At 35.9% G+C, this 26,104-nt stretch carries 23 protein-coding genes and 2 pseudogenes; 1 reads left to right on the top strand and 24 read right to left on the bottom strand.

The window, feature by feature from the left end:
* Window positions 1-151: 151 nt before the first annotated feature.
* The 20 genes and pseudogenes from C3945_RS10125 to C3945_RS10030 form a co-directional block, all read right to left on the bottom strand.
* Window positions 152-1,579, bottom strand: a complete 1,428-nt coding sequence (locus C3945_RS10125; protein ID WP_161879566.1) for a lipopolysaccharide biosynthesis protein — start codon at window positions 1,577-1,579, stop codon at window positions 152-154.
* A 9-nt stretch (window positions 1,580-1,588) separates the two neighbouring features.
* Window positions 1,589-2,680, bottom strand: a complete 1,092-nt coding sequence (locus tag C3945_RS10120) for a polysaccharide pyruvyl transferase family protein (RefSeq protein WP_161879565.1) — start codon at window positions 2,678-2,680, stop codon at window positions 1,589-1,591.
* Between the two features lie 140 nt (window positions 2,681-2,820).
* Complete coding sequence (locus tag C3945_RS10115) at window positions 2,821-3,021, bottom strand: hypothetical protein (RefSeq protein ID WP_161879564.1); 201 nt, start codon at window positions 3,019-3,021, stop codon at window positions 2,821-2,823.
* Window positions 3,022-3,455: 434 nt separating this feature from the next.
* Window positions 3,456-4,775, bottom strand: coding sequence for an IS1380 family transposase (locus C3945_RS10110; RefSeq protein WP_161879563.1), 1,320 nt, complete (start codon window positions 4,773-4,775; stop codon window positions 3,456-3,458).
* Window positions 4,776-4,944: 169 nt separating this feature from the next.
* A pseudogene (locus tag C3945_RS10105) lies at window positions 4,945-5,248 on the bottom strand (glycosyltransferase family 2 protein); the annotation flags it as partial.
* Window positions 5,249-5,264: 16 nt separating this feature from the next.
* Window positions 5,265-6,209 carry a glycosyltransferase family 2 protein gene (locus tag C3945_RS10100; protein WP_161879562.1) on the bottom strand — a complete coding sequence of 315 codons (945 nt, stop codon included), beginning with the start codon at window positions 6,207-6,209 and terminating at the stop codon, window positions 5,265-5,267.
* Between the two features lie 4 nt (window positions 6,210-6,213).
* Window positions 6,214-7,500 carry a hypothetical protein gene (locus tag C3945_RS10095; RefSeq protein WP_161879561.1) on the bottom strand — a complete coding sequence of 429 codons (1,287 nt, stop codon included), beginning with the start codon at window positions 7,498-7,500 and terminating at the stop codon, window positions 6,214-6,216.
* 65 nt (window positions 7,501-7,565) lie between these two features.
* Complete coding sequence (locus C3945_RS10090; protein WP_161879560.1) at window positions 7,566-8,672, bottom strand: glycosyltransferase; 1,107 nt, start codon at window positions 8,670-8,672, stop codon at window positions 7,566-7,568.
* A 15-nt stretch (window positions 8,673-8,687) separates the two neighbouring features.
* Entirely contained in the window at window positions 8,688-9,791 is a 1,104-nt protein-coding gene (locus tag C3945_RS10085) for a glycosyltransferase family 4 protein (protein ID WP_161879559.1), read from the bottom strand.
* 26 nt (window positions 9,792-9,817) lie between these two features.
* On the bottom strand, window positions 9,818-10,438 hold the full coding sequence (locus tag C3945_RS10080; RefSeq protein WP_161879558.1) for an acetyltransferase: 621 nt from the start codon (window positions 10,436-10,438) through the stop codon (window positions 9,818-9,820).
* Window positions 10,439-10,499: 61 nt separating this feature from the next.
* Window positions 10,500-11,156 carry a sugar transferase gene (locus C3945_RS10075; protein WP_272928097.1) on the bottom strand — a complete coding sequence of 219 codons (657 nt, stop codon included), beginning with the start codon at window positions 11,154-11,156 and terminating at the stop codon, window positions 10,500-10,502.
* A gap of 17 nt (window positions 11,157-11,173) precedes the next feature.
* Window positions 11,174-12,298, bottom strand: coding sequence for a DegT/DnrJ/EryC1/StrS family aminotransferase (locus C3945_RS10070; protein WP_161879557.1), 1,125 nt, complete (start codon window positions 12,296-12,298; stop codon window positions 11,174-11,176).
* 1,046 nt (window positions 12,299-13,344) lie between these two features.
* Window positions 13,345-15,141 carry a polysaccharide biosynthesis protein gene (locus C3945_RS10065; protein ID WP_161879556.1) on the bottom strand — a complete coding sequence of 599 codons (1,797 nt, stop codon included), beginning with the start codon at window positions 15,139-15,141 and terminating at the stop codon, window positions 13,345-13,347.
* 55 nt (window positions 15,142-15,196) lie between these two features.
* Window positions 15,197-15,964 carry a tyrosine-protein phosphatase gene (locus tag C3945_RS10060; protein WP_161879555.1) on the bottom strand — a complete coding sequence of 256 codons (768 nt, stop codon included), beginning with the start codon at window positions 15,962-15,964 and terminating at the stop codon, window positions 15,197-15,199.
* Between the two features lie 23 nt (window positions 15,965-15,987).
* Window positions 15,988-16,689: a CpsD/CapB family tyrosine-protein kinase gene (locus C3945_RS10055; RefSeq protein WP_161879554.1), complete on the bottom strand. Its 702-nt coding sequence runs from the start codon at window positions 16,687-16,689 to the stop codon at window positions 15,988-15,990.
* Between the two features lie 15 nt (window positions 16,690-16,704).
* On the bottom strand, window positions 16,705-17,451 hold the full coding sequence (locus tag C3945_RS10050) for a YveK family protein (RefSeq protein ID WP_161879553.1): 747 nt from the start codon (window positions 17,449-17,451) through the stop codon (window positions 16,705-16,707).
* A 237-nt stretch (window positions 17,452-17,688) separates the two neighbouring features.
* The gene (locus tag C3945_RS10045; RefSeq protein WP_161879552.1) at window positions 17,689-18,423 is read right to left on the bottom strand and encodes a nucleotidyltransferase family protein; all 735 of its coding nucleotides are present in this window, start codon (window positions 18,421-18,423) and stop codon (window positions 17,689-17,691) included.
* Window positions 18,424-18,777, bottom strand: a complete 354-nt coding sequence (locus C3945_RS10040) for a hypothetical protein (protein ID WP_161879551.1) — start codon at window positions 18,775-18,777, stop codon at window positions 18,424-18,426.
* 108 nt (window positions 18,778-18,885) lie between these two features.
* Complete coding sequence (locus C3945_RS10035; RefSeq protein WP_161879550.1) at window positions 18,886-19,296, bottom strand: GHMP family kinase ATP-binding protein; 411 nt, start codon at window positions 19,294-19,296, stop codon at window positions 18,886-18,888.
* Between the two features lie 33 nt (window positions 19,297-19,329).
* On the bottom strand, window positions 19,330-19,626 hold the full coding sequence (locus C3945_RS10030; RefSeq protein ID WP_161879549.1) for a galactokinase family protein: 297 nt from the start codon (window positions 19,624-19,626) through the stop codon (window positions 19,330-19,332).
* 490 nt (window positions 19,627-20,116) lie between these two features.
* On the opposite strand from C3945_RS10030, the gene C3945_RS10025 reads away from it, so the two are divergent.
* Window positions 20,117-21,376: an IS110 family transposase gene (locus tag C3945_RS10025; RefSeq protein WP_161879548.1), complete on the top strand. Its 1,260-nt coding sequence runs from the start codon at window positions 20,117-20,119 to the stop codon at window positions 21,374-21,376.
* Between the two features lie 265 nt (window positions 21,377-21,641).
* On the opposite strand, the gene C3945_RS10020 is transcribed toward C3945_RS10025, so the two are convergent.
* The 4 genes and pseudogenes from C3945_RS10020 to istA all read right to left on the bottom strand — a co-directional run.
* Complete coding sequence (locus tag C3945_RS10020; protein ID WP_161879547.1) at window positions 21,642-22,649, bottom strand: NAD-dependent epimerase; 1,008 nt, start codon at window positions 22,647-22,649, stop codon at window positions 21,642-21,644.
* Window positions 22,650-22,850: 201 nt separating this feature from the next.
* Window positions 22,851-23,702: pseudogene (locus tag C3945_RS11995) on the bottom strand (aryl-sulfate sulfotransferase).
* A 27-nt stretch (window positions 23,703-23,729) separates the two neighbouring features.
* Window positions 23,730-24,476, bottom strand: a complete 747-nt coding sequence (locus C3945_RS10005; protein WP_161879544.1) for an ATP-binding protein — start codon at window positions 24,474-24,476, stop codon at window positions 23,730-23,732.
* Window positions 24,466-26,104 (bottom strand): IS21 family transposase (istA, locus tag C3945_RS10000; protein WP_237585542.1); only part of this gene is annotated, 1,639 nt, incomplete at its 5' end. The genes istA and C3945_RS10005, both read right to left, overlap by 11 nt.

Raw genomic sequence — 26,104 nt, 5'->3', positions numbered from 1 at the left:
GATCAATAAACTGAAAGTGATCAAGCGCATCATGTATGGTCGTTGTTCCTTCGCTCTTTTAAGAAATAAAGTCTTATTGATGGAGAGATTCCATTCAGTCAACTAACATTGGAAAGAACCATTTTATAACTGTTCTTTACAGTGAGGGGGGTTATTTTCTAAAATTACTTCTTAATATCCTGAACATCACTTTGTATAGTAAAGAAAAAACGCTTCTGTTAACCATAATTAGTATCAGTAAAAAGACTAATCCTAAAATTGTTTGTGTCCACATGCTCTCATACAAATATAGGGAAGCAATCTGTAAGCTCAGCACTAATATAGTTTTGTAGAATTTTTTCCACTTAATAGTTAACGTTCCAATTTCTTTAGTATCATAGTACCTTAGTAAGAACATGAGATAGAAACTTATCATCGAAGAAATTCCTGCACCGATTAATCCAAATAAATATATGAGTGAGATATTCAGTACTAAACTTGCCAATCCCCCATACAATGAAGTTTTAAAAACGCCTGAAGTCTTCTTAGTCACTATGTAATTAGTACCCAAAAAACTTGAAAAGGAAGAAAACACTGCTCCCATCAATAGAAAAGGAACCACCTGCCACGCTTCAAAAAATTGAGGTGCCAGAAGAAATCGAAAAATAGGAATTATAACGAGCAATATCAAAGATACTCCAAAGAATAAGAAAGTATGCAAAAATGTAAACACATCTTTTTGGAAGGAATTCCCTGATGTATCTGCAGTTTCCTTCTCAAATTCCTCAATTGCTGAAAGCTGCCAAGCTTGCGTAAACACCTGGTTAATTATATTAATCAGTGATGGTATTCTACTGGCAACTGCAAATAACCCGTTGGCACTAACATCTATAAAATAAATGATGAAATAACGGCTGGATGCATTAATAAGCCACCACATCAAGGAATTTGGAATCATTGGTATAGAGTAAAGTATTAATTTTCTAGAATGCTCTTTACTAAGATATTCCAGTTTAATACTCTTTATAAGATCAGTTTTATTAGTTAAATATAAAACTGAAATGAAGGTCGCAAGTATGTATGCAAAAAAGTACCCTGCTATCCCCCATTCAAAGATAACCAGAAACACAATATTTAAAATACCAATCAGGAAAGAAAGAAGTATACCGTTAATTGCAAAAACTTTAATTCTACCTATAGCTCTAGCATATTGCGCAAGAATTCTTTCAATAATTTGTATAAAAAGAATCAAGTAAAAGTAGATAAAATAATCACCAAAGAGATTCAGCCTTAACACTAAGGGATAAAATAAACCTGATAATAGAAAGCCTAATGTAGCGATAATTAATGCATTAGTGACCACCTGATCTGAATCTTCCTTTTTATCCATTGCAAAACGAAAAACTGCTTCGAACATACTCAAAGAAATAATCGGTATCAGTAAATTAGCTGTTGTTATAGTAATGTCTACCGTACCAAATTCAGATGTACTTAAGTAATAGGTATATAATGGAACAAGCAGGAATGCAATTACCTTGCTGCCTAAAGTTCCAGCGGCAAAAATAAATGAGTTGGCTGCCAATTTTTTGTAAGAGTTCATTTTCTCACCTTAATTTTTTAAAATTTCATCTAAGCGGGTAAAATGCTTGTTTGATTTTATTTTTTGTTCTGCTACATCGGTAACAGGTTCTGAAAATAGCTGGTTCAAAACAGTTTCACTTTTCAATTCTTTCATATTCTTAATTCTTGTATAGTCACCATTAAAATTAATATCATCTAGTAAATTGGTCGTCTTGTTGCTGTATACAAGTGGATAAACAGGAATCCCAAACACTAAGCCCAGTATCAAAGAATGAAAACGAGTCGCTATAATTCCTTTAGACTGACTGATAAGAGCGAGTGCTTCATCCATGTCACCTTCATAATTATATGTGCTAACGGCCTCGTTATTTTTCAATTGTTCTGTTTGCTTGATTCTGTTTATAGCCGTATCATCATTTTCTTTTATACAGAAGCCCATTAGTAGAACTTTATGATTTTTAGTAGTCAGTTCATTGCACAGTTCTATTATTTTGCTTTCATATGCTTGTTTATATTCTTTGAGATTTTCTCTATGATCTAGATCAATGACCGAAATGACTACGGTCTTTTCTTCTTTAGTTTCCTGATACTGACTTTCGTAAGAAAACACTATGTCAGGTGCTACACACACATTATTTAAATCATCGAACAAATCGTATGAATAAGTATCTCGAAATGAAACTTGAGTGGCTTTAGAAAAAACATTTTTATAAGATGATTGGTATTCCTCTTCTGTAAAGGGTCCGAAATTGCTGCCTATAATATAATACTCTTTTGACTTGTTAAGGTCTTTATCCAAAATATTAACTTTTGTTTTCCAATATTCATCCTGTATGAATATTGACCCGCCAATATGTACAACCAAGTCTGCTTTCTTTATATAATAACGCGACAGAGTTGAATTAACTCTGTATTTCGCTCCTAATTTAGCCATCAGACCATCTATTTTGGGTATTGTGTATTTCACTGTCAGATTTGCAATACTATTAAAATATACGGCATCTTTTTTAGGTGATAATAAGGTGAATTGATGCTGAGGATATCTCTCACAAAGAATCTTTATAAATAAATCATCTCCTAAATTCAACGCAGTATAAGCCTTAATAAAAATAGATTTCATAATAATAACTTCCTTTGCTTTAGTATTTTATCTTAACGTACAGTTGCATGATTAATATTGTCACGGATACATAGTCTTTCTTTAATAAAACCCACAGAAACTTCTGAAACGGTTTGTCTATCTCTTTTACAGTTAATGTGTCAAACATGAGTTGGATGTGAGGATAATTTAAAAACAGTTTCCATTTGCCGTTTCTTTTCTCGCAAAGACAAGTTTGCATTTTTATGATTGATGTTTCTCAAAGCATTTAGCACAACATTCCAATATTTGTGCATTATGTTTGTCCTATACATCTTTTTTGCTCCCCGAGCTGCAAACATTTTTTCGTATTGTTGCATCATAAAACAATCCTCTTGAAAGCGGTTGGCTGAATAGCTTTTAACTATAGATGCTTCAGTAGATTTATCATAATAGTAGTAGGTATTTTTGTTCAGGTAAACTGTTTCGACATTTGTAAATGCTTCAAAATTAAATACTGCATCCTCCCCAAATCGTTTAGGGGGGAAAAGTAATAGAAAATCTAGAAAGAAAGTCTCTATTATAAACTTTATTAAAAAGAGAGTTTATATTTACCCTGAATAATTCATACCTCTAAATGTGGATAACTATTTCTATTAAACTCACTGCTTTTTTAGACATTTTTAAGTATTAACTGTCTATCATGCCACTTTATATCCTCTCGATTAGATCGAAAACAAAAAGATGGAAAAAAGAGTATAAAGACCCCGTGGTCTTACAATCGTCAAAAAATTAATATGATCTTCTTCTGGAGTAGCTAATGCAACAGAACCAGCTGTTGAATATTCTCCAATATTGTCCAGAACAGTGAAGAGAAAACGTAACCTGTGGACAAGCGGACTTTTATTTTACGCGCATATCGTGTCAGCCTTCCAGCAATGTGGAAAACTTTAAACCGAATAGTCGCCACCGTTGATTTTTTCTCTTTATCTGGGAATATTAGCTCTTTCATCAAATGAATGACTGTATAGGCAATACAACTCATCATCATGCGAGCCTGATTCGCAAGAAACGTTGAACTATCGGTCTTGTCGAAGGAAAAACCATGTTTGATTTCTTTGATATAAATTTCCATTGTCCCTCTCTTTTGGTAGAGCTTGTACACTGTTTGGGCAGGTATATCAACGAAATTTGATACGATAAACTCAAACGTCGTAAATAAGAGTTCGCCAGCTTCTCGAGTGGCCTTTACAGCTACTTTACGACCCGTTTCCCAAGATTTAGCTTGATAATCAATCTTGAAATACTGTGATTCTTTATGTGTAAAGTCTGTATCTGGTCCGTAAAGGACCTTTTGTTGAGCCATGTTCTTCAGTCGTGCATTGACTTTTAAACGAATAATATACTTCACTTTTTCTTGCTCGCATAACTCATAGATCTCAGGTTTGGCAAAGCCACTGTCCCCTCGGACAGTTAAAAACATATCACATGAGTGCTGTTTGTGTTGAGAGATGATGTCTGCTAAAAAGACTTCTGCATTGTTAGACGTGTACACATTGTCCGGACGAAGTTCGGCACCCAGAAACAGACCAGTCAGTCCATCAAAAGCCACTAAGGGATGATAACCCGTTGTTCCGTAGTGAGTATTGAAATCAGTCTGTTCTTGTTTTCCGAAGGTGTCTGAGTGAGTAGAATCCACGTCAATGATCATATGCTGTGTATTTTGTTGGCCGATATAGATAGTGATCAATGCCTTGGCAATTGATTGAAGTTGAACGATATTCTCCTCCGACAGTTGATGAATAAAACGAGAAACCATCGACTGTGAACCTAAGGTCGTTTTATTTAGCCCATGCTGAAAAACTGGATCGTGACGTAGCCAATTGGCTGAAGAATCCGTTGAGTAACCGGCTATTAACTGCACAAGAACCTGCATAAATAAATCAATATAGTCATGTGTACAATAGTTTCTTGAATCGTCAATATACAATAACTCGTTAACCAGCTCTTTGAACTTGATCTTATGAAAAAATTCAAAGAGTAAAAGGAGACCGGAATCATTGGATAATTGACCGCCATCGTTTGACATAACCAAATGGGGATTGAATTGTAGTTGCTTTTCTTGTAAAGTTGACATTGAGCACACCTCTTGTTTTTGTTGTTTTCGTCGACTTTACAATAACATAGAGCGTGCTCTTTTTGTATATTTTTTTCTTCACCCAACGGGTGAAGAAGGAATAGAGTGATAAACCTTATCAAAGAGGGATAAATGCCTGTTCTGACAAGGTACTATGAATTATTCAGGTTTCAATATATTTTTCAGAAATCCAATCATCACTATCTATAAATGTGATGTATTCACCTTTTGCTACATTAATACCAACATTCCTTGCATCTGATAACCCACCATTCTGTTTATGAATTACCTTAATTCTACTATCCATAATTGCATAATGATCACATATTTCTCCACATCTATCTGGAGATCCCATCATCTACAAGCAAAATTTCTATATTATTGTATGTCTGTCTAAGGATAGAATCTACACAACGTTCTAGTAAATTTTCTACTTTATATATAGGAACTATTATACTAATTAAATCATCCATTAAAATTCTCCTTATCCTATCTATTTTCATTTGTCTTTATTGTTAATCTAGATAATTTAAGCTTGGTCATAATCAACTTTATACTACGTAAGCCATTATTTAAAGAAATTACATCAAAGTTATTTTTGTATTTATTGTATAATATTATTGCATTGTCCATATTCATTTCATCTTCTATTGCTCTATTTAGTCTATATATCAGTAAAGCGGGCAGTCTATATTCTTTCAATGCCTTCTCAATTAAGATTGTTTTATTTATTGTTGTGTTATTAACTATTCGTTGAATAGACTCAAAATCCTTGTCTATTTTGTCCAAACTAAAAGCTGAAAGACGATTTTCTTCGAAATCCACTCTATAATTCGTTAAATAATCTTTCACATAAGTTGTTTTATTGGTTTTAGCTAAAACTTCACAAAAAAACTCAAAGTCTTCTCCCCATGATACCCCCTCTAAAAATTTAATATCAAACTCACTAATAATTTTTTTGCGTATCATCCATCCAGTAGTATGAATTGAGATTTTTCCCAAAATATAGTCAACTAGAACTTCTCCAGATTTAAATCTAGTTCTTTTTTTATTTTTCCCTCTAGGACTTACTATATTATATCCACAATAACATACGTCTGCTAATTCTCTTTCAATCTTATTAAGCATTTTTTCAATAAAAGAATTCTCATAAAAATCATCCGAATCTAGAAAGCATACATATTCTCCTTGTGAAACCTTCAAACCTATATTCCTAGCTGTAGATACTCCACCATTAGTTTTGAAGTTGTATTTGAATCTACTATCCATAGAAACAAATTTTTCTACAACTTCCCTTGTACCATCTTTACTACCATCATCAATTATTACAACTTCAAAATTTGGATAAGTCTGTTTCAATAAGGAATCTAAAGAAATAAATATACTTTCTTCACCGTTATATACCGGTATTATCACCGAAACTTTTGGGATCACATCCTCACCTCTTTTCCTTCAATGGTTCATACGATATACACATTTTTATAAATATTGCTACCAGAAGGACTATTCCTCCCCGCATAACTTCCCCCTTATAATTTGCTACTAGTAATGCAGCCACTAAAAACTTTGAGATTAACATGTGCAAATTATAGTCTATCTTACTGGTAAAATGATTAATTGTAGGTTTTCTTAGTAAAAAACGCAAGATTGTTCCGTATAAAATGCCTATATATATAATGCCTCCCATAAAAACATCATTCACATACCCAATGTCTGACGAATTATAACCCATATGCCTCCCACTACCACCAAACAACCTAAAACCCTTTCCAAATATAATTCCTGATCCTTTTGGTATTGATAAATGAGTACCAAGTAGAGCTTCATAATTTCCTGTTAGCTCATCATATATAATCAAGTTTATAGTATCTTCAATTCCACCTACAATCCAATTATAGGTATAAGGAGATACTATACGTAGAGATAGTGTTCCTAGAATAATAATTACTATTGTTAAAATAGATATCCTCATCATTTTAAACGATATTTTACCTTTAAAAATAAAGTGTAATGCGACTGCAATTGGTGATAACCCAAAAATTAGCAAACCAAATCTTCCATTTAATAATATTACAATCAGAATGAATGGTAAGTAAACTAAGTATTTTCTATCTTTAAATATTGAGAAGAAGAAAGCTATTGAAGCTAATAGTCCATGATATATGGGTGTAAAAAAAGTATAATCTCCACTTATGCCATAAATCCTCATCCTGGATATAAATATATTTTCCTCTCTATTTAAATAATACAACGATAAAGCAATATTCTTCAAAGACGGAAATATAATCATCATAATCGTTATAATACCTTGCAATAAAGCTAAGTTTAGTAAAACTTTTATCATATCATATTTATCAAATCCGATATGCTTCATAAAATCAATAGCTATAATAATATGAAATATTCGAACAATTATAAATAAGTTTTGCATTGCTCTAATGTCATAATCACCTAACGATGCCCTTATAGCAAAATACAACGCTGATAGAGATACCCCCACTATTAGTAAAAAAATGTTCTTATCAACTTTGAGAAAGTTAGATTTAGATTTACATGTAGTTATCCATGGTACTAACATAAATATTAAAAGTAAAACTGAAAACACTTCTATGTTAACTCCAATTAACAAGTCACTCACGCGGGGCATATAAAAAATGAAGAATAAATAAATATACATATATAATTTTATCAACTTGGTATTTCTGGATTTATTTTTTTTAATCAATCTTATGTCCCCCGAGTATAAATGTTGAGATAAAAAACAACATATTAACTTTTCTAAATACTTATTTAAATAAGTTCAAAATACAAATTTACTAGTTGTTTAACTTTTTCATCTAATCTGAAATCTAAGCATCTCTTGTTTGAATAATTTACTTTCCTATAATATATTTCATCAAAAAAAAGTATATTAGTAATCTTACCTGACAAATCCTCATCACTTCTTAATATAAACCTTGACTCTTTATCTTTAACTACATCTCTTAACCCTTCAACATCACTAACCACAACAGGTTTACCGGCAGCCATTCCCTCTACAGCTGCCAATCCAAACCCCTCCCAATGAGAACCTAATACAACAATATCAACTGTCTTAAGTATCCTCGGGATATCTTGACGAAAACCTAAGAAATGAACTCTATCAGATACTCCTAGTTCCTCAGCCAATTTTTTATTATCGGCCATTAAAGGACCTTCTCCTACAAGTATCAAGTGAATATCTCTCGATAGTTTGCTTACAGCTCTTATTAAAGTAGGTTGATCTTTTGCCTCTGAAAACCTACCCACCATACATATTAATTTTGTATTTTCATTAATACCTTCTATTAACTCACTTTTTTTATAAGGCAACGCTACTTTAATTTTTTCAATATCTACGCCATTTTCTATAACAATGTGTTTATCTAAATTTTTACGTTTAGGATCTATCCAATCTATTAAATTGTCTCTGGTTTTTTCAGTTATTGATATAATTGAATCGTATTGCGCGTAGATAAACTTATCTATATACATAAAATAAAATTTCTCACGCCTTCTGTTGTGGGTACTATGCTCTGTGGTTATAAATTTTACTTTTTTATTTCTAAGAATTATCTTCGATAACGCAACCCAATATTGTGTAGGAAAAACATGTGAATGAACTATGTCATAACCGCCATAGACTATATACTTCTTTATTTCAAAGATGTTTCTAACGTCATACATATTTCTGTATTTAACTACATCAACCTTAACACCCTTGTTAATCAAAGAGTCGTAAAATACATTTTTTTCATCTGTTAATAATAGAATGTCAGCTTCCACATTTTCCATTTTATTCATAAGTGGAATCAAATCTTCTAGAAGTTTCTCAGCACCACCAGACCCTAAATTGTTTATTATATGTAGTACTTTCATGCTTGTCCACCTACTTTAGTCAAAATATATTTCTTCCATCTCATTTAAAACATTATCAATAGAATAATCCTCTATCTTTTTGTGATTAAATTTACCAAACTCGCTTCTTAATTCACCATCTGTTATTAATTGATTAATATATTTAGTAAACCCTTCTACATCAGTAGGTTCAACCAAATATCCACCTTTTCTGCTTTCTATCAAATCTGAATTCCCTCTAATATTAGAGCACACTACAGGCAGTCCATTTGCCATTGCTTCCATTAAAGCAACAGATAAACCTTCTCTATATGAAGGGAACGCAAATAGGTCTGTGATCTTGCATATCTCAGGAATATCTTTTCTGAACCCTAGTAAATGTACCTGATTTTCTATACCTAATTCCTTGCTTAAGTTTCTTAAGTGTCCATCAAGCTGCCCTTGCCCACATATTATGTAGTGGATATTGGGATTATCAATTTTCCAAATTGCTCTAATAACAACCTCATGGTTCTTATTTTTATTAAGCTCACCTACTGACAAAACAACAAGTGCATCTTCTGGCAATCCCAATTCACTACGTTTTAAGTCTCTGTCAAGTTCCACCGTATTACACTTTTCTAAATCTATCCCAACACCTGGTATGTACAAAACTCTTTTAGCACTAAATTTACTTTTAGCTCTTTCATAATCTTCTTTATTAATGGCAATTAAAGTATCCGTATATCTAGCAAGCCATTTTTCAACCGGATAATATACTAGCCAATTAATAAGAGGTGCACCTTTATAAAAGTGAAAACCGTGAGCAGTATAAAGTACTTTAACATTGCTTAGTTTTCTACATGCTAACCTTACAATTGCTGACGCAACGGGTGTATGGGTATGAACTAAATCATATCCTTCAATACTAATAATATTTTTTAACATTTTAAAAGCTCTTAAATTGTCTTTTTTCAGTGGAGTTCTTTGAAGTGGTAATTGATGTAATTTACATCCCATCTCATATATTTCAGATTTAACTTCCTGTTCTATGTTAAAAGCAACATCAATTTGATGCCCTTCATCAATGAGCATCTTTATATGGGGAATTAAAAATGTATTTACTGTATTTGAGATTGTTGTTACATATAATATCTTCATTCCTAATTCTCCTATCAAAATTGTATTTAATCTATCTTCCTCACCGGAACCCCAACATATGTCCCAGGTTCAGTAATATCCTTAACCATCACAGCCCCTGCACCTACATTGCAACCACTGCAGATGTTTACGTTATTGCTTATAACACTCCCTATCCCTAACCATGTACTCTTACCAATTTCTACATTCCCTGCAATCCTAACTCCAGGGGAAACATGCACATAATCTTTTATGACATTATCGTGATCCAAACTCGCACTTGTGTTGATGATGCAACCCTTACCGATTCTAGTAGAGCTATTGACAACAACTCCGGCCATAACAGTTGTACCAATACCTATTTCAACGTCAGTACCAATAACAGAACTCGGATGAATCAAACTAACTACATTTAACCTTTTATCTATCAACTTCTCTTGTATCTTCTCCCTTGTAGCATTGCTTCCAATAGCAACAAAAAAATCAACTTCGTCTTTATATGTAAAAGCATCAATAGTCTTACCGATGACTTCTAACCCCATAGATGTCTTAATAGACTCGTCATCATCGAGGAATGCTATGCTTTGCCACTTATTCATTTTTATAGCGATGTCAGCGACAACCTTTCCGTGTCCACTGGCACCAATAATAACTAATTTGTTATTCATGAACAGCATATTCCTCTCTGAAGTAATAATGTATGATTGCAGAGAATCTAAAAATCAAGAATTAATTCTCTATTTTACTTCCTCTAAAAGGTTCCATCGTAACCGATGTATCTGAACTAATGCCTTCCTTCACAAAAACCTTCTTTATAGTAAGTAAGATAATCTTCCAATCACCTAAAAAACTAACATTATCTACATACTCCACATCAAGATTAAATTTATCTTCCCAGCTGATGGCATTACGCCCATTGACTTGGGCATGTCCAGAAAGACCTGGCCTCACTTCATGTCTTCTTTTTTGATGATTATTATAAAGTTCTAGGTATTGAATGAGTAATGGCCTCGGTCCAATAATACTCATATCGCCCTTTAGAATATTAAAAAGCTCAGGAAGTTCATCTAAACTTGTAGATCTTAGCATCCTACCAAACTTTGTTAATCTAACACTGTCTGGAAGCAGCTCACCATTCTCATCTTTCTCATCAGTCATTGTTCTAAACTTATACATAGTAAATATCTTCTCATTAAGTCCAGGTCTTTTCTGCTTAAACAACACTGGACTTCCAAGCTTAAACCTCACTAATACTCCAACGATTATAAGCACTGGACTTAAAACGATAATTGCCATCAAAGACAAAATGAAGTCCATTGGTCGTTTGAGAAATCTTTTGTACATGCCTTTATTCACTTTAGCTTCTTCCTTCACTTCACTTTGCATCTATTAGCACCTACTTCTTATTCAGACCATAGTCCCTTTATAATTGAACAAATTCTCCCAAGATCTTCATCTGTAATCTTTGTATCAGATGGCAAGCACACACCATTCTCAAACAGCTTCTCACTTACATCTCCACCAACATAATCATACTCAGCGAAGACTGGCTGCATATGCATCGGCTTCCACACAGGTCTTGACTCAATGTTCTCTTTCTCAAGTGCTTCCATGACATCAATAGGTCTTACATCACCCTTCAACGTCATTACACTTAACCAGTAGTTAGGCTCATTCCAGTCATTGATTGGCATAAATTCAACGCCCTCAATACTACCTAATTCTCTTTTATAAAACTCAAAGATGTACTTCTTCTTGGCCACTCTCTGATCTAATACTTTTAATTGTCCTCTTCCAATCCCAGCAACGACATTGCTCATACGATAATTGAACCCTAATTCGCTATGCTGGTAGTGCCTTGCTGCATCTCTCGATTGAGTCGACCAGAATCGTACTTTCTTAATTTTTTCTTCATCATTAGAAACAAGCATACCACCACCAGAAGTAGTGATGATTTTGTTTCCATTAAACGAGATTACTCCAAATTCCCCAAAACTTCCCGTATGTTTTCCCTTATAATAGGCACCTAATGACTCGGCTGCATCCTCTATCACCGGTACATTATACTTATTACATATCTCCATGATCTTATCCATATCAGCTGAAAAGCCATATAAATGTACAACTAAAACAGCCTTGATTTTATCTCCGTATTTATCAAAGGCTGCCTCTAATGCTTTAGGACACATATTCCAAGTTTCATAGTCACTATCTATAAACACTGGCGTAGCGTTCTGATATATAATAGGATTAGCAGAAGCAGAGAAAGTAAGACTTTGACAAAGGACGATATCCCCCTCACCAACGCCTACAGCCTTAAGCGCTAAATGAATAGCTGCTGTGCCTGACAATAATGCTGCACCGTGTTTTGAACCAACCTTAGCAGCTACTTCTTTTTCAAACTCATTTACATTCGGACCTAATGGCGCTACCCAGTTTGTATCGAAAGCTTCTTGTACATATTGCATTTCATATCCCTCATCACTCATGTGTGGGGAGCTTAACCATATCTTTTTATTTTCATCCATAGTCTTTGACATCCTTCCTTGCTTAAACCTTCTATATAAGTAACAGGTACTTAGAATTAAGTACCCTCTTGTTTATGTATATTTGAAATGCTTTTAAGCATCTTGTTTTCTAATTTACATATTCTAGATTGATTACCGTTAACTTTTAAAATGTACTTTCCTACTTTTCTGTTAGAACTATTGATTTTACTGGGCTAGACCCTGTTTACCCTTTCACCATACTCACGTCGCGCCCGATTATGCTGAAAGGATGATTTCATGCAACATATGGTAGTCAAATATTTTTGACCCACAACATCTTGTGGTTTCGTTCTTTTAAGATACTCACGTCGATATATACAATCAAACAAAAAATTGCGGTTTCTCAGACTACAATATTTATAAATTCTGAAACCTTTAAATTCATTAACATTAATCTAAAATTCGAATACATTTCGCTTCTTAATAATCCTTGCTTCATACTTTCATCGCAATCAACTTAATCCCTTCATCTTCCAAACCTTCGTTACAATGCACACTGCAATTTCCCGTTTTATATTTATATTTAACAGCACTAGCAGCTGGACATACCTCATCAAAATTATCCATAATAAATTGATTAAGGATAATTACTGCATGAATCATAACCGTTTCAATCAGAAAATCCGAATACATCCTTTCAAGTGTTTTTGCATTAGTAGCACACACCTTCTTCAGCCTTGTTTCTTTATCCAGTTAATCTTGGAACAACTACTGCACTTTTCAAGAACTTAACAGCATCAGATTTAAATTATCATTTCTGAACTTTGTCATTTTTTTCTCAAGTTGTTTATCTACTAAGCTTAAGGTTTTTCCGCGGGAATATCTCCTGCATTTTGTGAAATATGACGAACAGTCGCTCCTAAAAAAAGATTAAGTCGCTTTTCGCACTTATTCATGGGAATAACAATATGTATGAAGTCCACGTATTTTTCAAGGGCTTAATTAGCAAATGCAAGTTTGTGTAGTAAGCTATTGCTAATTAAGCTTTGAAACTATTCCTCAAAGAATCACTTTTATACATATTCTTAATGTTTATTAGCGAAGTTTATTAGCTCAACTTTTAACTTAGCGTCAGTTACTTTTTCTAGTTCTTTAACGAAATGTATAACTTCCTTAATCGGTGTATTGTTCACTTTTCCTATAAATATCTTTTCATAGACTTGTTCACTAACGCTTTCTCCGTTAGCCAATAGCTCTTCAAACAGTTTCTCCCCTGGACGAATACCAGACTCAACTATTTTAATTTCGTTTTCAGTAAAACCGGATAATTTAACCATTTTCTTAGCTAAATCAACAATTTTCACAGGTTCTCCCATATCAAGTACAAATATTTCTCCACCTTTAGCAAGCGAGCCTGCCTGAAGGACTAATCGGCTGGCTTCTGGTATTGTCATGAAGTACCTTGTCATGCGAAAATCTGTTAGTGTAATGGGTCCACCGTTTTGAATTTGTTCTTTAAATAGTGGAATAACAGAACCTCTGGAATTCAATACGTTTCCGAACCTTACAGCTACAAAATTTGTTTTTCCTTTTTCATTAAGCCCAGTCACAATCATTTCCGCTATACGCTTAGTTGCGCCCATGACGTTAGGAGGATTTACTGCTTTATCGGTAGATACCATGACAAAGCTTTTAACATCTGCAGCTTTTGCAGCTTCAGCCATATTCTTTGTACCGTAAACATTGTTTTTAACTGCTTCATGTGGATTAGCTTCCATTAATGGAACATGTTTGTGCGCTGCCGCATGGTAGACGCGGTCAGGCTTGTACTCTTCCATAATGCTAAATATTCGATTTCTGTCTTGAATATCTGCGATAACAGGTATAATTTCTACACCATTTGTCTTCATATTCTTTAATTCTTTTTCTACTAAGTATATAGAGTATTCTCCGTGTCCTAATAAAAGCAAACGTTTTGGAGAAAACCGGATGACTTGGCGAGCAATTTCAGATCCTATAGATCCACCTGCACCTGAAATTAAGATAGTTTGTCCGGATAATTGGGTCGCAATTTTCTCCATGTCTAATTTAACTTCTTCTCTGCCTAGTAAATCAGTGACATCAATTTCTTTAAAGGTATTAATTTCATATTTTCCTGCGACAATATCTTCCACAGAAGGCATTTGGTTGATTTTAATGTCTAATTTATTTGCCTTATCTACGAGTTCTTCTAATTTTTCAGAAGACAATGATGGAATGGCAATGGTGATTTGTTCGATGTTATGTTCCTTAATGACAGTTTCCATATCATTTGTATTTCCTAATACTGGTATGCCGAATAATATAGTTCGTTTCTTATTGTGGTCGTCATCCAATATGCCGACTAATTTAATTTCAGGATTGTGTTTAATGTGTTTGATGAATAGTGACCCACCTGCACCACCACCAATAATCAAAGTGCGTTCTGGATCAGTGTCGTTCTTCTTATTCAGTCTTTCATGGTGTTCAACGTATATACGCCACAATACACGGCTACCCGTTATCAATGTGACACTAACTATGTATCCTAAAAATAGAACGCGGTAGCTGAAGCCACCGTAAATGATTGTGGTGATTATAGTCGATAATGCATAAGTCATCGTAACGACTATTGCATGAGTGATGGTTTCTTTTACACTAGTGTAGCGGTTTATTTTATCAAATAGTCTTGTTGGTAAGGCTAGGCTTATATATACAATAATAAGTAAACCCGTACCTAAAGCGAGTGCTCGTGTCGGGAAGGCTATGTAAGGAATTAAGAACACATATGCGAACAGGCTAGACAGGATGATAAACGCAGTATCTACAGTAGCGAGTATGCAACGTTTCAGTGTGCGGTTCATAGTTATACTCCTTTCATTAAATAAAAATACCGGATTTTTAGGCCCGGTAGATTGCTTACAGTAATCCGAAAAAGCGACTAGACGAGATGGATTGAGGGCTAGGAGGGATAACAACTTCTCCATTTAATATATCTTTGGTAACTTGATAAAATTCTTGTCTCTTGCTTCTTCCATATTCTTTTGCTAATTTATCATAAGCTTCTTTCATATGGAAGGCACGGTTATTTTTGTTATGAGCGTCTGATGCAATAAAATGGACAAGGTTCGCCTCAATCATTTGCCGGCTTAACTTTTGCGTTTTCTTACCTAATGCTCCTGTATAGCTAGCAGCGGTAAGTTGCGCCAAAGCTCCTTTTTCAATGAAGCGTTTAAGCTTGTTCGGTGATTCTTGGAATACTCTGTTTCTTTCAGGGTGTACGATAATCGGTACTTTCCCATTCATCTGTAAGTCATAAAACAACCTCGCCGCATAAGCAGGAACCGTCGCTGTTGGAAACTCGATTAATATGTATTGCTGACCTTCATCTGCAAATAGAATCGTATCTTTTTTGATGTCATCTAGCAGTTCCCCGTATATACGAACTTCCTGTCCGGGGAATAAGGTTAATGGAATATGATGCTTGTCCAGTTCGTCTTGGACTTGATTCATGAGAGTGATTACCGAACGCTTTTCATTGAACCAGTCGCGGTTCATATGATGAGGGGTAACCAATATATGGGTGATGCCTTCTTCAACAGCCAATCTTGCCATGCTAAGTGACTCTTCCATCGTTTGGGCACCATCATCGACGCCCGGTAATATGTGACAATGCAAATCAAACATTGCTCTCTCTCCCTTATACCTTACTATTCTCCGTAATAGTAATAGTATTCTTCATCAGATTTGTTGACGCGGTTTAATACGGCTCCTAATACATTGGCATTTACTTTTTCAAGTAAATCTTTTGATTTTAGGATGAGGTCCTGCTTGGTCGAACCTTTTGGAATAACAAATAGTGTTCCATCTACCTTACTAGCCATAACCTGCGCATCGGTCACTGCAAGAATTGGGGGCATGTCGAATATAATTAGGTCAAAGTAATCTTCCATTTCTTTAATTATTTCTAGCATGCGTTTTGATCCAAGCAATTCTGCTGGGTTAGGCGGGATGGCTCCACTTGTTAAAATGAATAATCCCTCCTTTTGCGTTCCGTAAACCACTTCGTCTAACTGTGTGTCACGGTTTGTTAATAATGTAGTCAACCCATCCTTGTTTCTTACTTTAAAGATTTTATGAATGGTTGGTTTTCTTAAATCTGCATCCACTAATAATACTCTTTTCTCTTGCGAAGAAAATGTTGCTGCTAAGTTAGCTGATACAGTAGACTTTCCTGCGTTTGGTTCTGCTGATGTGACAACAATCGTTTTTAAGGTATCATCAATCATTGAAAATTGGATGTTCGTTCGAAGGGTTCTGAATTGCTCAGAAACAACTGATGTTGGTTTGTTTACTACAACCAGGCCCGGACGATCATCTTGGGGATTTTTTTGTTTTCGTTTAAAAAGCAATGGGTAACGTCCTTTCTACACTCGTGTTCTAGTTTCTGCTGTTCTTGTCGTTCGTTTATTATGAGCGGCTTTCGTATCTGCACTCAGCTCATCTGCGGTCATTTCAGAAATGCGGCCGAGACTTGTCCAGCCCAACTCTTCTGTGATGAATCGGTCGTCTTTCACTGTATTATCTAAGAATTCAAATAGGAATACGAGACCAATTCCAACCATTGCTCCAAGAACTAATCCAATAGCTAGGTTCAATGTATTGTTAGGTGAGACCGGGTTCAAGTTAGGTTCAGCTTGAGAAATAATCGTAATGTTATCAACGTTCATAATATCAGCTAGGTTCTCTTGAAATACGGTAGCTGTCGTATTGGCGATAATTGCTGCATTGTTAGGATTCTCGTCCGTTACTTGAATCGAGAACACTTGCGAGTTATCTTGATTGGACACGCTGATACGATCGGCCAATGAAGCATGTGATTCACTTAAATTTAAAGTTTCTCTCACTTCATCCAGAATCACTGGACCACGAACAATATCTTTATATGTATTAATCAACTGCAGATTGGTGTTAATATCCGATTGTTGAATCACTTCAGTCTGCTGTGTTCGATTCACCAACAATTGAGTGGTTGAGCTGAAGGTGGGTGTTGCAATAAAGAAGGTGAATACAGCCGCTAAGAGAAGTCCTAGCAACGTTGCATTTATAATCCATCCCATTCTTTTCTTTAATATACCAAACAATTCCACTAAACTTATTTCTTCTTCGTTCATCTTATCCTCCTGTCCTTTCAAACATAGAAAGGTTGTAAATAATTTAACAATTTTACATCAAAGGTCTATATCAGTGCTAATCATAGCACAATATATCCTCTTTTTTAATACATTAGTCATATTCTTACCAGAACCTTCACAATTTGATGAATTTCTGTCACACTTTGTTTGAAAAACGTTTCCTCATTCACCTATATTATTAATTATTATGGATAAAGCCCGAATATAACTTTGGATTTATATTGAAAATAATTGGTTAACCATATTGTAACTGTCTACCGTCCCTATATCGTATCGTTTGCCTTCAAAAAGATAGGCATGTACGTTTCTATGAGTAATCAAATAAGGAATGAAGTGACCAGGTGCATCAGGGTTGTTGTCTTCCTTCAAATACTCTTTAAATAAGGGAAGGGATTCTTTCTTATAAAGATAAAAAGCAGGTACACAATAATTTGATTTAGGATGGCTAGGTTTTTCTTCAAAGGATAGCACTTGACCGGTGTCAGAAAGGTCAACCACTCCTGCACGCTTTAGTTGTTCTTCATTCTCTTCTTTATAAGCCGTTATGCAATCTGTTTCTTTTTCAAAGAAATAAGAAACAAAATCACTCAATTCAAAGTCAAAAAGATTATCTCCGGCTAGAACCATTAAATCGTCAGCTACTTGTTGGGTGTCAATGACATATTGGATGTCTCCTATGGCACCTAGTCGATTATCGTTAGTCGTTGTGCCATCATTTACAATAGTCACTTGCTTAGTATAAGAAGCTAATTTTTTCCATTGCACAAAATAATCCGTAAATTTATCGTTAGTGACAATAATGATTTCATCAATCGCTTCTACTCGCTCCATCTTTTCAACAATGTGATCAAGAATACTTTTTCCTGCAATTTTTAGCAGAGGCTTCGGCTGATTTTTAGTCAATGGATAGAGTCGAGTTGCGTAACCTGCTGCCAGTACAATAGCTTTCATCTAATTCCAGTCCTCTATGTTTTTAATTAATCGCGCGCCGTCGTCCGTTTTACAGAAATTAACGGCGTAGGCGTCTTTATACTCAGGGTGTTTGACTGGGTAAACGTCATCAATGCTTTTTTTGATTGACTCTTTATAAGCTGGATTAATTATACCAATCACCGCTCCTCGGTAAACTGCTCCACTCGGTCTCGCTCCATACACTCCCTCTGTCTGTCTCAAGATATCGTAGATTGTTTTCATTTCAGGAATACCCGATTCATATTGATAAAATGAACTTTCTCCTGATTCAAACATTTGTTGACCGAATGTTTCAATATCCCCGTCTGCCCATGCCTGTGCCCCTTTCTCCACTCTAGATTGTTCAGTATAGAAATGAGCTGCTCGCTTACGGAAACGTTCCGGTAATTGGTCTTTGTATTCTTCATAGACTTCACGTGGGATGTTTCTTAAATGGACTTTTTATAAAGCAGGTGTAATGGCCATGACGCTTAAGTCTTGCAATACCCAGCCAGCTACTCTTAATTCATCGGTCCGGTTGTTAAAGTCTGTACTAATGAGTTGCTTTGAGATACCTGAATAAACAACGACAACTTCAAATTCCGGCATGTTGTCCCCTTTTTGAATTAGCTCAGCTTCATTTGTTTTACAGTCCATTACCATTAACTGGTTATTCATACTTAGTACATTAGCTGCTTGATCCAAAATTCCATTTTTTAATCCGATAAATTCTGTTTCGACCCAGTGGCTGTAATTGATTAAGTCCATTTTTGATAACTCAATATTATTGACATCAGCCAATGCCATCAAATAAGCTGTCGTCACTGCTACTGAAGAACTTAAACCGCCTATAGGCAATTTGCCGCTGACCATTCCTGTAAGACCTGTTTTTAAGACGAAATCTTGCTAGAGGGCTTGTTTCGCTCCTCTTAAATAAGTTCCCCAAAATCCTGGAACGTATTCCATTTCATGGTCAATGTGGAACCATTCTTTATCTGGAAAATCTAAACTCTGTACTTTTATGTACCCGTACAAACTAGGTGTATAAACGAAATCGACGCTTGAATCCAATGTCATACCTGTCACTTTTCCAAGTTGATGATCGGAATGAGCTCCAATGGGACATATACGCAAGGGCGATTTAACTGCACGTATGTCTTCTAGCCTGTATTCCTTTTTAAACTGTTCGACAATCTCTTTCAATCTTTCAAACCTCCTCGTATAATAAGTTTGAAGATAAGAATTGAACTTATCTTCCTTGGTTGGTTTTTTTCTTAATGTGTTAGAGGCTTCTCCCCCATGGGGGAGAAAAATTCGAAACTGTCGACCCTCTTGTCCACTTTTGTTCTTTGATATTTTAAAAATATCCATAGGTTCTGCTTGGTTATTCCGTGCTGTTTCTGTGTAAAATAGAATCAGATGGAAGTCGGTTCTTAGTGGGATGAAGCTTTTCCTCCTTGTAGATCAACTACACTTTAAGCATGCTTCCCGTCATAGTGTTGAGACTATATACTCATAAGCTGAATGACTCGACTCTGTTATCTAGCGGTCTTAGGAAACCGTTGGTTTGGCAGCCATAACAGAAAAAGGTTAAATTCGTATGCGCGAGGTTAAGGCACGCACTATGTTACAGGGATAGCCCGGAGTAACCAAGCTTACCTTCCAAAATTAAAACGAAAGGGGGAACCCTTCCATGAAATTATTTGTTGGTTTAGACGTGAGTAAAGCGACACTTGATGCCTGTTTCTTATCGCATGAGGATGATACCCATACCATTCTTTGGCAAACCACCGTCGCGAACAGTGACGCGGGTGCTCGGACGCTTAAAAATAAGATTATTGAGTTCCACGAGAAGCTTGAATATGACAAAATCGTGGTCGGTATGGAAGCCACAGGACAGTACAGTATGCACCCGTCATTATTTTTTTCAAACGATCCTGATCTAAAGCTGTTAAATGTTCAAACAATCGTGGAAAACCCACGAGTCATTCACCGCTTTTCAAAAGTCTGGACGGATGAGAAAAATGATAAACTCGATGCCCAGCTGATTGCCGAGTTTATAAGCACAGGCAAGCATTCAGCTGCTCAACCCCGAGAAGAGAAATTTGTGGCTCTCCTGCGCCTGACAAGGACGCGTTATCAGCTAATCCGCCAACAGTCGGAAGCCCAACAGCACTACGTCGAGAATCTTTATTACAAGTGCAATACACTGACAAGTGATCTGCAGGATGAAAATATTAGTACGTCCATCTTTAGTTCCACGATGATTCAGCTTATGACCGGAAATATGACCATGGCGGACATTCGAACGATGAAAACAGCTGATTTAGCTGAGTTACTCCAGACCTTTGGTCGCCAGCGCTTTAAAGATCCAGAAAAGTTAGCCCAAGTGATTAAGAAATCTGTGTCTGATTCTTATCGCTTAGGAAAAGTTGCTCAAGAAAGTATCGATATCAATCTAGGTATCCAGATGCGAGTCATTCGTAGCTTTGAGCAGGAAATTAAAACGATCGACAAAGCAATCGCTGACATCATGGAAACGGTAGATGAAGCCAAATCCTTACTGAGCATTCCCGGGATCGGTCCTGTGTATGCCGCAGGCATCATCGCTGAGATTGGCCAAATTGACCGTTTCGATCATGAATCGAAGTTGGCGAAATATGCTGGGCTGTACTGGCCAAAACATCAGTCCGGAAAATTCCAAAAAGAACAAACACCAATGTCTAAATCAGGAAATCGTTACCTACGCTATTATTTAGTTCAAGCTGCCAACTCTATAAGGCGTTATATTCCTGAGTATAAAGACTACTACGATAAAAAGTATAACGAAGTACCTAAAGCCCAGCACAAGCGAGCCCTCGTCTTAACAGCACGAAAATTTGTGCGTCTGGTGTTTGCACTCCTAAGCAATCACCAACTCTATATCGCCAGATCGGGGGCGGTAGAGTCTTAAGAAAAACATTCTCTTAAGGACGACTATCCGAAAAGCAAACCGAACGTATTTTCGGATACGTGGCGGTTTAGTTGAGTGCGGCTTATTTACCGAATATTACTGAAATCTTTTAAACTTTATTCTTTACTTACCACCATAATGCTTTAGTTAATCATAAAAATAAGTATAACATGAGAATGTTTAGTTTTTAGTATAAGTTTTAACTTTTTAACAACAAAAAAAAGCGTCCAGTAGCTGAATAAAATTGGACACTTTTCGAATCAATTTATTTTTTGTAATACTCTCTGTACCAATCTACAAATTTCTTTAAGCCATCTTCAATGCTTGTGGATGGTTTAAAATCGATATCGCGTTCTAAATCCGATACATCGGCATAAGTTCTGACTACATCGCCTGGTTGCATCTCCATATAGTTCTTTTCTGCTTCAACACCTAGTGCTGATTCTAAAGCATTGATAAATCGCATGAGTTTGACTGGATTGTTGTTTCCAATATTATATATTTTATATGGAGCAAAGCTTGTACTTAAATCATCTTTACTTTCATCCCACTCAGTATTGGATTGAGGAATCTTATCTATCAACTTGACGATGCCTTCCACAATATCATCAATATAAGTAAAGTCACGTTCCATTTCCCCGTGGTTGAATACATTAATGGATTCATTAGCTAGGATTTTATTTGTAAAGGAGAAGTAAGCCATATCCGGACGGCCATAAGGACCATATACTGTAAAGAAACGTAAACCGGTTGTTGGAATACCATATAAGTGGCTATAGGTGTGTGCCATCAACTCATTAGATTTCTTCGTTGCTGCATATAAAGAGACGGGATGATCCACATTATGATTTGTGGAAAACGGTGCGACTTTATTTCCACCATACACGGAACTTGAAGATGCATAAAGTAAATGTTCTACTGGATAATGTCTACATGCTTCTAAAATATTCATTGTCCCGATTAAGTTGCTGTCAATATAGGCATGAGGGTTTTCAATCGAATACCTTACTCCAGCCTGGGCAGCTAAGTGAATTACATGTGTGGGTCTTTCTGATTCAAATAACTTGTCCACATCGTCTTTATCTTTTAAATCGATTTTGTGGAAGGTGAACCCTTCTCTGTCGTTTAATATATCCAGACGGTCATCCTTTAATTTAGGTTCGTAATAGTCATTTAAATTATCTAAACCAATTACCTGTATTTTTTTGTTTAGTAGGGCATTGCTTAAGTGAAAACCGACGAAGCCGGCTGCACCTGTAACTAGGATTTTCATTTGTTCAGCTCATTTCCTTGATATGTATTTACCTAATTTACTCACAGCTTATTATATCAATCACTTTGTTACGTTACAAGCTAGATTTAGTCGAACTTTCTTTTATATTAATCATCTTAGTCAAAATAGATAATAAATAAGGTTATCAGATTTTAACATTAAAACTGATAACCTTATTATTACCATTTAATTTTCAGGATATCACGGCATTCGTTCTGCTCGGTACATTTGGAAATATTCGTCTGCTCCAAAAGGACCATACCATAATTCGTATACCACTTCAGAATCTTCTTCATGAGTCACTTCAACAGTAACAGAGTACCTTTGATCTTCTTCTTCATTTAATACTCGTCCAGAGTGAACAAGTACCGTTTCTGATTCCTGAATGTAATCAGCGTCACTCACAATATTGGAATAAAAATCTGTTCCTCTTTCTTCTCCATAGGACTACATTTCTTCTACAGTGTTTTCTTCTTCGTTGATACGATATTGAACTGCTCTGCTGTACTCTTCGTGGTGATCGTCATCACCTCTAGAGAATATACGGTTATTGTCAAATAACATAATATCCATTGTCGCATCATTTCCATCCTGATCTGGCATTTCCATAACGGCGTGTTGTCCAGCAGGGTATTTTAAGTCTTCATCAGTGGATTCTAACAGATAACCTTCTAAATCTTCATGCCATCCTTCAGGGTAAGAGAGCATCCACTCGACTTCTGCTTCTGGGTAGGATAATTTCATCACTAAATCTTGTTGCCTTACGGATAAAAGAATTGCATCTTCTTCCTCAACCATCCATACCGCATTGATGTGCATCCAATCTCCTACGTCAGACTGATGTCCATCATAATCTTCATACATTTCAGTTGGGAATATGTCCTTAAAGTTAATTCGGTCAACCACTTCTCCTGTTTCTCTGTCTAATTCAGCTATTTCATCTTCCTGATTATTCCGTGCTTTCAAGTCCCCATTTACGGATGGTCGAGTCTTTAGATATCCAATTCGAGTCCGCCTATTCGTGTAAGGAGTCCGTAAAATAGCCACGCTCATTTAAAAGCGTGGCTGATTTAATATTGTTCAGGTCATATTCGTTTTAGCGAGTTGTTCTCTCATGTTCAGTTGGCCGGTATCGAACCAGACAGCATTATGCACAATTCTGTCCATGATGGCGTCCGCATGGACGCCTCCACCTAATCTTTTATGCCAATCTGCTTTACGAAATTGCGTGCAATAGATAGTGGAACCGGAGTCGTAGCGACGCTCGATAATTTCAAAAAGAAATTTTAAATCTTCTTCCGATACGTCGTCAAGTAACCATTCATCAATAATGAGCAGACCATAATTGGAGAATTTTGTGATGAGATTCGTTACACCTTTCGATTTAAGCGTTGCTTCATCTCGCTCTATTAGTAAATCAGGTAACCGAATGTAACGTGTCCGTATCTCTTTCTTACAGGCTTCCCGACCTAAAGCACAAGCTAAAAAGGTTTTTCCTGAGCCAGTAAAGCCTTGAAAAATAACATTTCTACGGTGATTAATAAAACTACAGGTTGCCAGTTCTTGAAGTGTAGGACGATCAATATCTCGCTTTTCATAATAGACAGAAGAAAAATGAGCATCTTGAATACGGAATTTCGACCGTTTAATCAATCCCTTCACTCGGGTATTGTACTTTTCTTGATAAAGATGATCGATACTAAGCTGAAGTCGTTCATCAAATGATAGGTATCGTGTGTCATTATCTATTTCTTGCATTTCTAAATGATCTACTAGTTCACTTAAGTCCATTTGTCTTAATTTTCGGATTGATTCGTTATTTATCATTCTGATTTCCTCCGTAGTAGTCTGCCCCTCTAACGAATCCTATGGATTCTGTATAAGCATTTTCAGCTTTTTCCAAGGTTTCATTATTAGTAGGGTTAGTTAATATGGCGTTTAGTTGACGATATCTTGGAGAATGTATCTTTTCCAAAGCAATCTGACAAGCCTTCTCTAAAGCAGCAGTCGAATGTTTCTTTGACAAATTAAGTATGGATAAGGAAGATTGATACCCTTGTTCTTTTAGTAGTAAATTTTCAAAGATCCGTTGAATAACTTTATGCGTGAACGGGCCAATCTGAAGCGCCCAATTTAATAGACGTTGGTCATTCCATTCAAGTTGGTTAAACTGTTCTGGAAGATGTTCTGGGGAAGTAGAGAAAGCATATTCTTTGTATTGAGGAAATCGTTTATGAGTCGCAATGCGTTCATTTTGGTAATAAATCTCAAGGAAGTTATTGGTTACTTTTAAATCTACTTTCTTTTTAACGTATTGATAAGGGCAAGAGTAATGATTCTTTTGGTAAGAAATATGGCAATCTAATTTTACTTTTCTCCCATAAATCCATTCTGCAATTTCATATGGGACAGCCGGCAAAGGACGCAATTTATCTTGTTCGGTTTCAGCAAAAATAAGCTGTCTGCTTCCTTCGCGTTTTTGAAAAGGGGTCTCATTAAAGACCATCAATTTTTCACGGACAGCCAGCTTTAATTCACCCATAGAAGTAAAGAGTTCGTTCCTCAATGAAGCAATAACGGCAGTTGCAATTTTACCCACTGCCCCCTCAACAGCTGCTTTTTGTTTCGGTTTTCGTACTTGAGCAGGCATGATAGCCATTACATAATGGTTCGCTAAAGCTTCATATTGCTCGTTTAATACAATGTCTCCTTCTTTTGGGTGACTAATGACACCGGTCTTTAAGTTATCACAAATCAACCTGACGGTTGTCCCACCAAAAAAGGTGAACATATTCATGTGACAGTGAAGCCAGGTATTACTTTTCATATCTAAAGTGGGTTCAACGTAAGTGTATTGACTATAGGGAAGCGTCCCTACAAATAGATAAACAGTCCTTAATTCTCCGGTAGACGGATCTAACAGTTGCATGGTTGACCCGCTCCAATCGACTTGAATAGACACAGCAGGCTTGTGGGTTAAATGATTCGTTAAGCGGTACTGATCGATGTACTTTTGATAATCTTCACAAAATTTTGTGTATCCAACGGCGATACCGCCGGTATCCTTACACTCGTCCACATATTCTTGCCATAAAAGCTTAAGGGTCACACCCACACCCTGAAGCTCTTTATGCACTTTATCGTATTCAGGCAGTGTATAGAGCACTTCTGACTGATAGCGTTCGGGAAAGAACAGACGATACGCTTCATTATCAGATAATGCTTTGATATCTTCATATGAGAGATTGAGTTCATCTGCCCGTTTGAAGACGTCACTGACTGAGCTACGACCTACTTTTTGTGTCTTAGCAATCATATTTCGAGAAAAACCTTGTTCTCGATATTGAATCACTAATTTTACTGGGATTTTTCTAGCTGAATATTGCGGTTGATGAGAGCCATATATGCGGTGATTAGAGCCAGTGAATGCGGAACACAGAACCACCCATTGCAAT

Origin of the sequence: Alkalibacterium sp. MB6 (assembly GCF_009935905.1) — a bacterium.
In the GTDB taxonomy this organism is placed as follows: domain Bacteria; phylum Bacillota; class Bacilli; order Lactobacillales; family Carnobacteriaceae_A; genus Alkalibacterium.
Note: the sequence above shows the minus strand (reverse complement) of the source record. Positions and strands in the feature narration are given on the sequence as shown.

Bases quoted from the DNA above. Each gene is read 5' to 3' on its own strand.
- C3945_RS10125 (WP_161879566.1), bottom strand. From the start codon at position 1,579: ATGAACTCTTACAAAAAATTGGCAGCCAACTCATTTATTTTTGCCGCT.
- C3945_RS10120 (WP_161879565.1), bottom strand. From the start codon at position 2,680: ATGAAATCTATTTTTATTAAGGCTTATACTGCGTTGAATTTAGGAGAT.
- C3945_RS10115 (WP_161879564.1), bottom strand. From the start codon at position 3,021: ATGATGCAACAATACGAAAAAATGTTTGCAGCTCGGGGAGCAAAAAAG.
- C3945_RS10110 (WP_161879563.1), bottom strand. From the start codon at position 4,775: ATGTCAACTTTACAAGAAAAGCAACTACAATTCAATCCCCATTTGGTT.
- C3945_RS10090 (WP_161879560.1), bottom strand. From the start codon at position 8,672: ATGAAAGTACTACATATAATAAACAATTTAGGGTCTGGTGGTGCTGAG.
- C3945_RS10085 (WP_161879559.1), bottom strand. From the start codon at position 9,791: ATGAAGATATTATATGTAACAACAATCTCAAATACAGTAAATACATTT.
- C3945_RS10080 (WP_161879558.1), bottom strand. From the start codon at position 10,438: ATGAATAACAAATTAGTTATTATTGGTGCCAGTGGACACGGAAAGGTT.
- C3945_RS10075 (WP_272928097.1), bottom strand. From the start codon at position 11,156: ATGCAAAGTGAAGTGAAGGAAGAAGCTAAAGTGAATAAAGGCATGTAC.
- C3945_RS10070 (WP_161879557.1), bottom strand. From the start codon at position 12,298: ATGGATGAAAATAAAAAGATATGGTTAAGCTCCCCACACATGAGTGAT.
- C3945_RS10065 (WP_161879556.1), bottom strand. From the start codon at position 15,141: ATGAACCGCACACTGAAACGTTGCATACTCGCTACTGTAGATACTGCG.
- C3945_RS10060 (WP_161879555.1), bottom strand. From the start codon at position 15,964: ATGTTTGATTTGCATTGTCACATATTACCGGGCGTCGATGATGGTGCC.
- C3945_RS10050 (WP_161879553.1), bottom strand. From the start codon at position 17,451: ATGAACGAAGAAGAAATAAGTTTAGTGGAATTGTTTGGTATATTAAAG.
- C3945_RS10045 (WP_161879552.1), bottom strand. From the start codon at position 18,423: ATGAAAGCTATTGTACTGGCAGCAGGTTACGCAACTCGACTCTATCCA.
- C3945_RS10035 (WP_161879550.1), bottom strand. From the start codon at position 19,296: ATGGTCAGCGGCAAATTGCCTATAGGCGGTTTAAGTTCTTCAGTAGCA.
- C3945_RS10025 (WP_161879548.1), top strand. From the start codon at position 20,117: ATGAAATTATTTGTTGGTTTAGACGTGAGTAAAGCGACACTTGATGCC.
- C3945_RS10020 (WP_161879547.1), bottom strand. From the start codon at position 22,649: ATGAAAATCCTAGTTACAGGTGCAGCCGGCTTCGTCGGTTTTCACTTA.
- C3945_RS10005 (WP_161879544.1), bottom strand. From the start codon at position 24,476: ATGATAAATAACGAATCAATCCGAAAATTAAGACAAATGGACTTAAGT.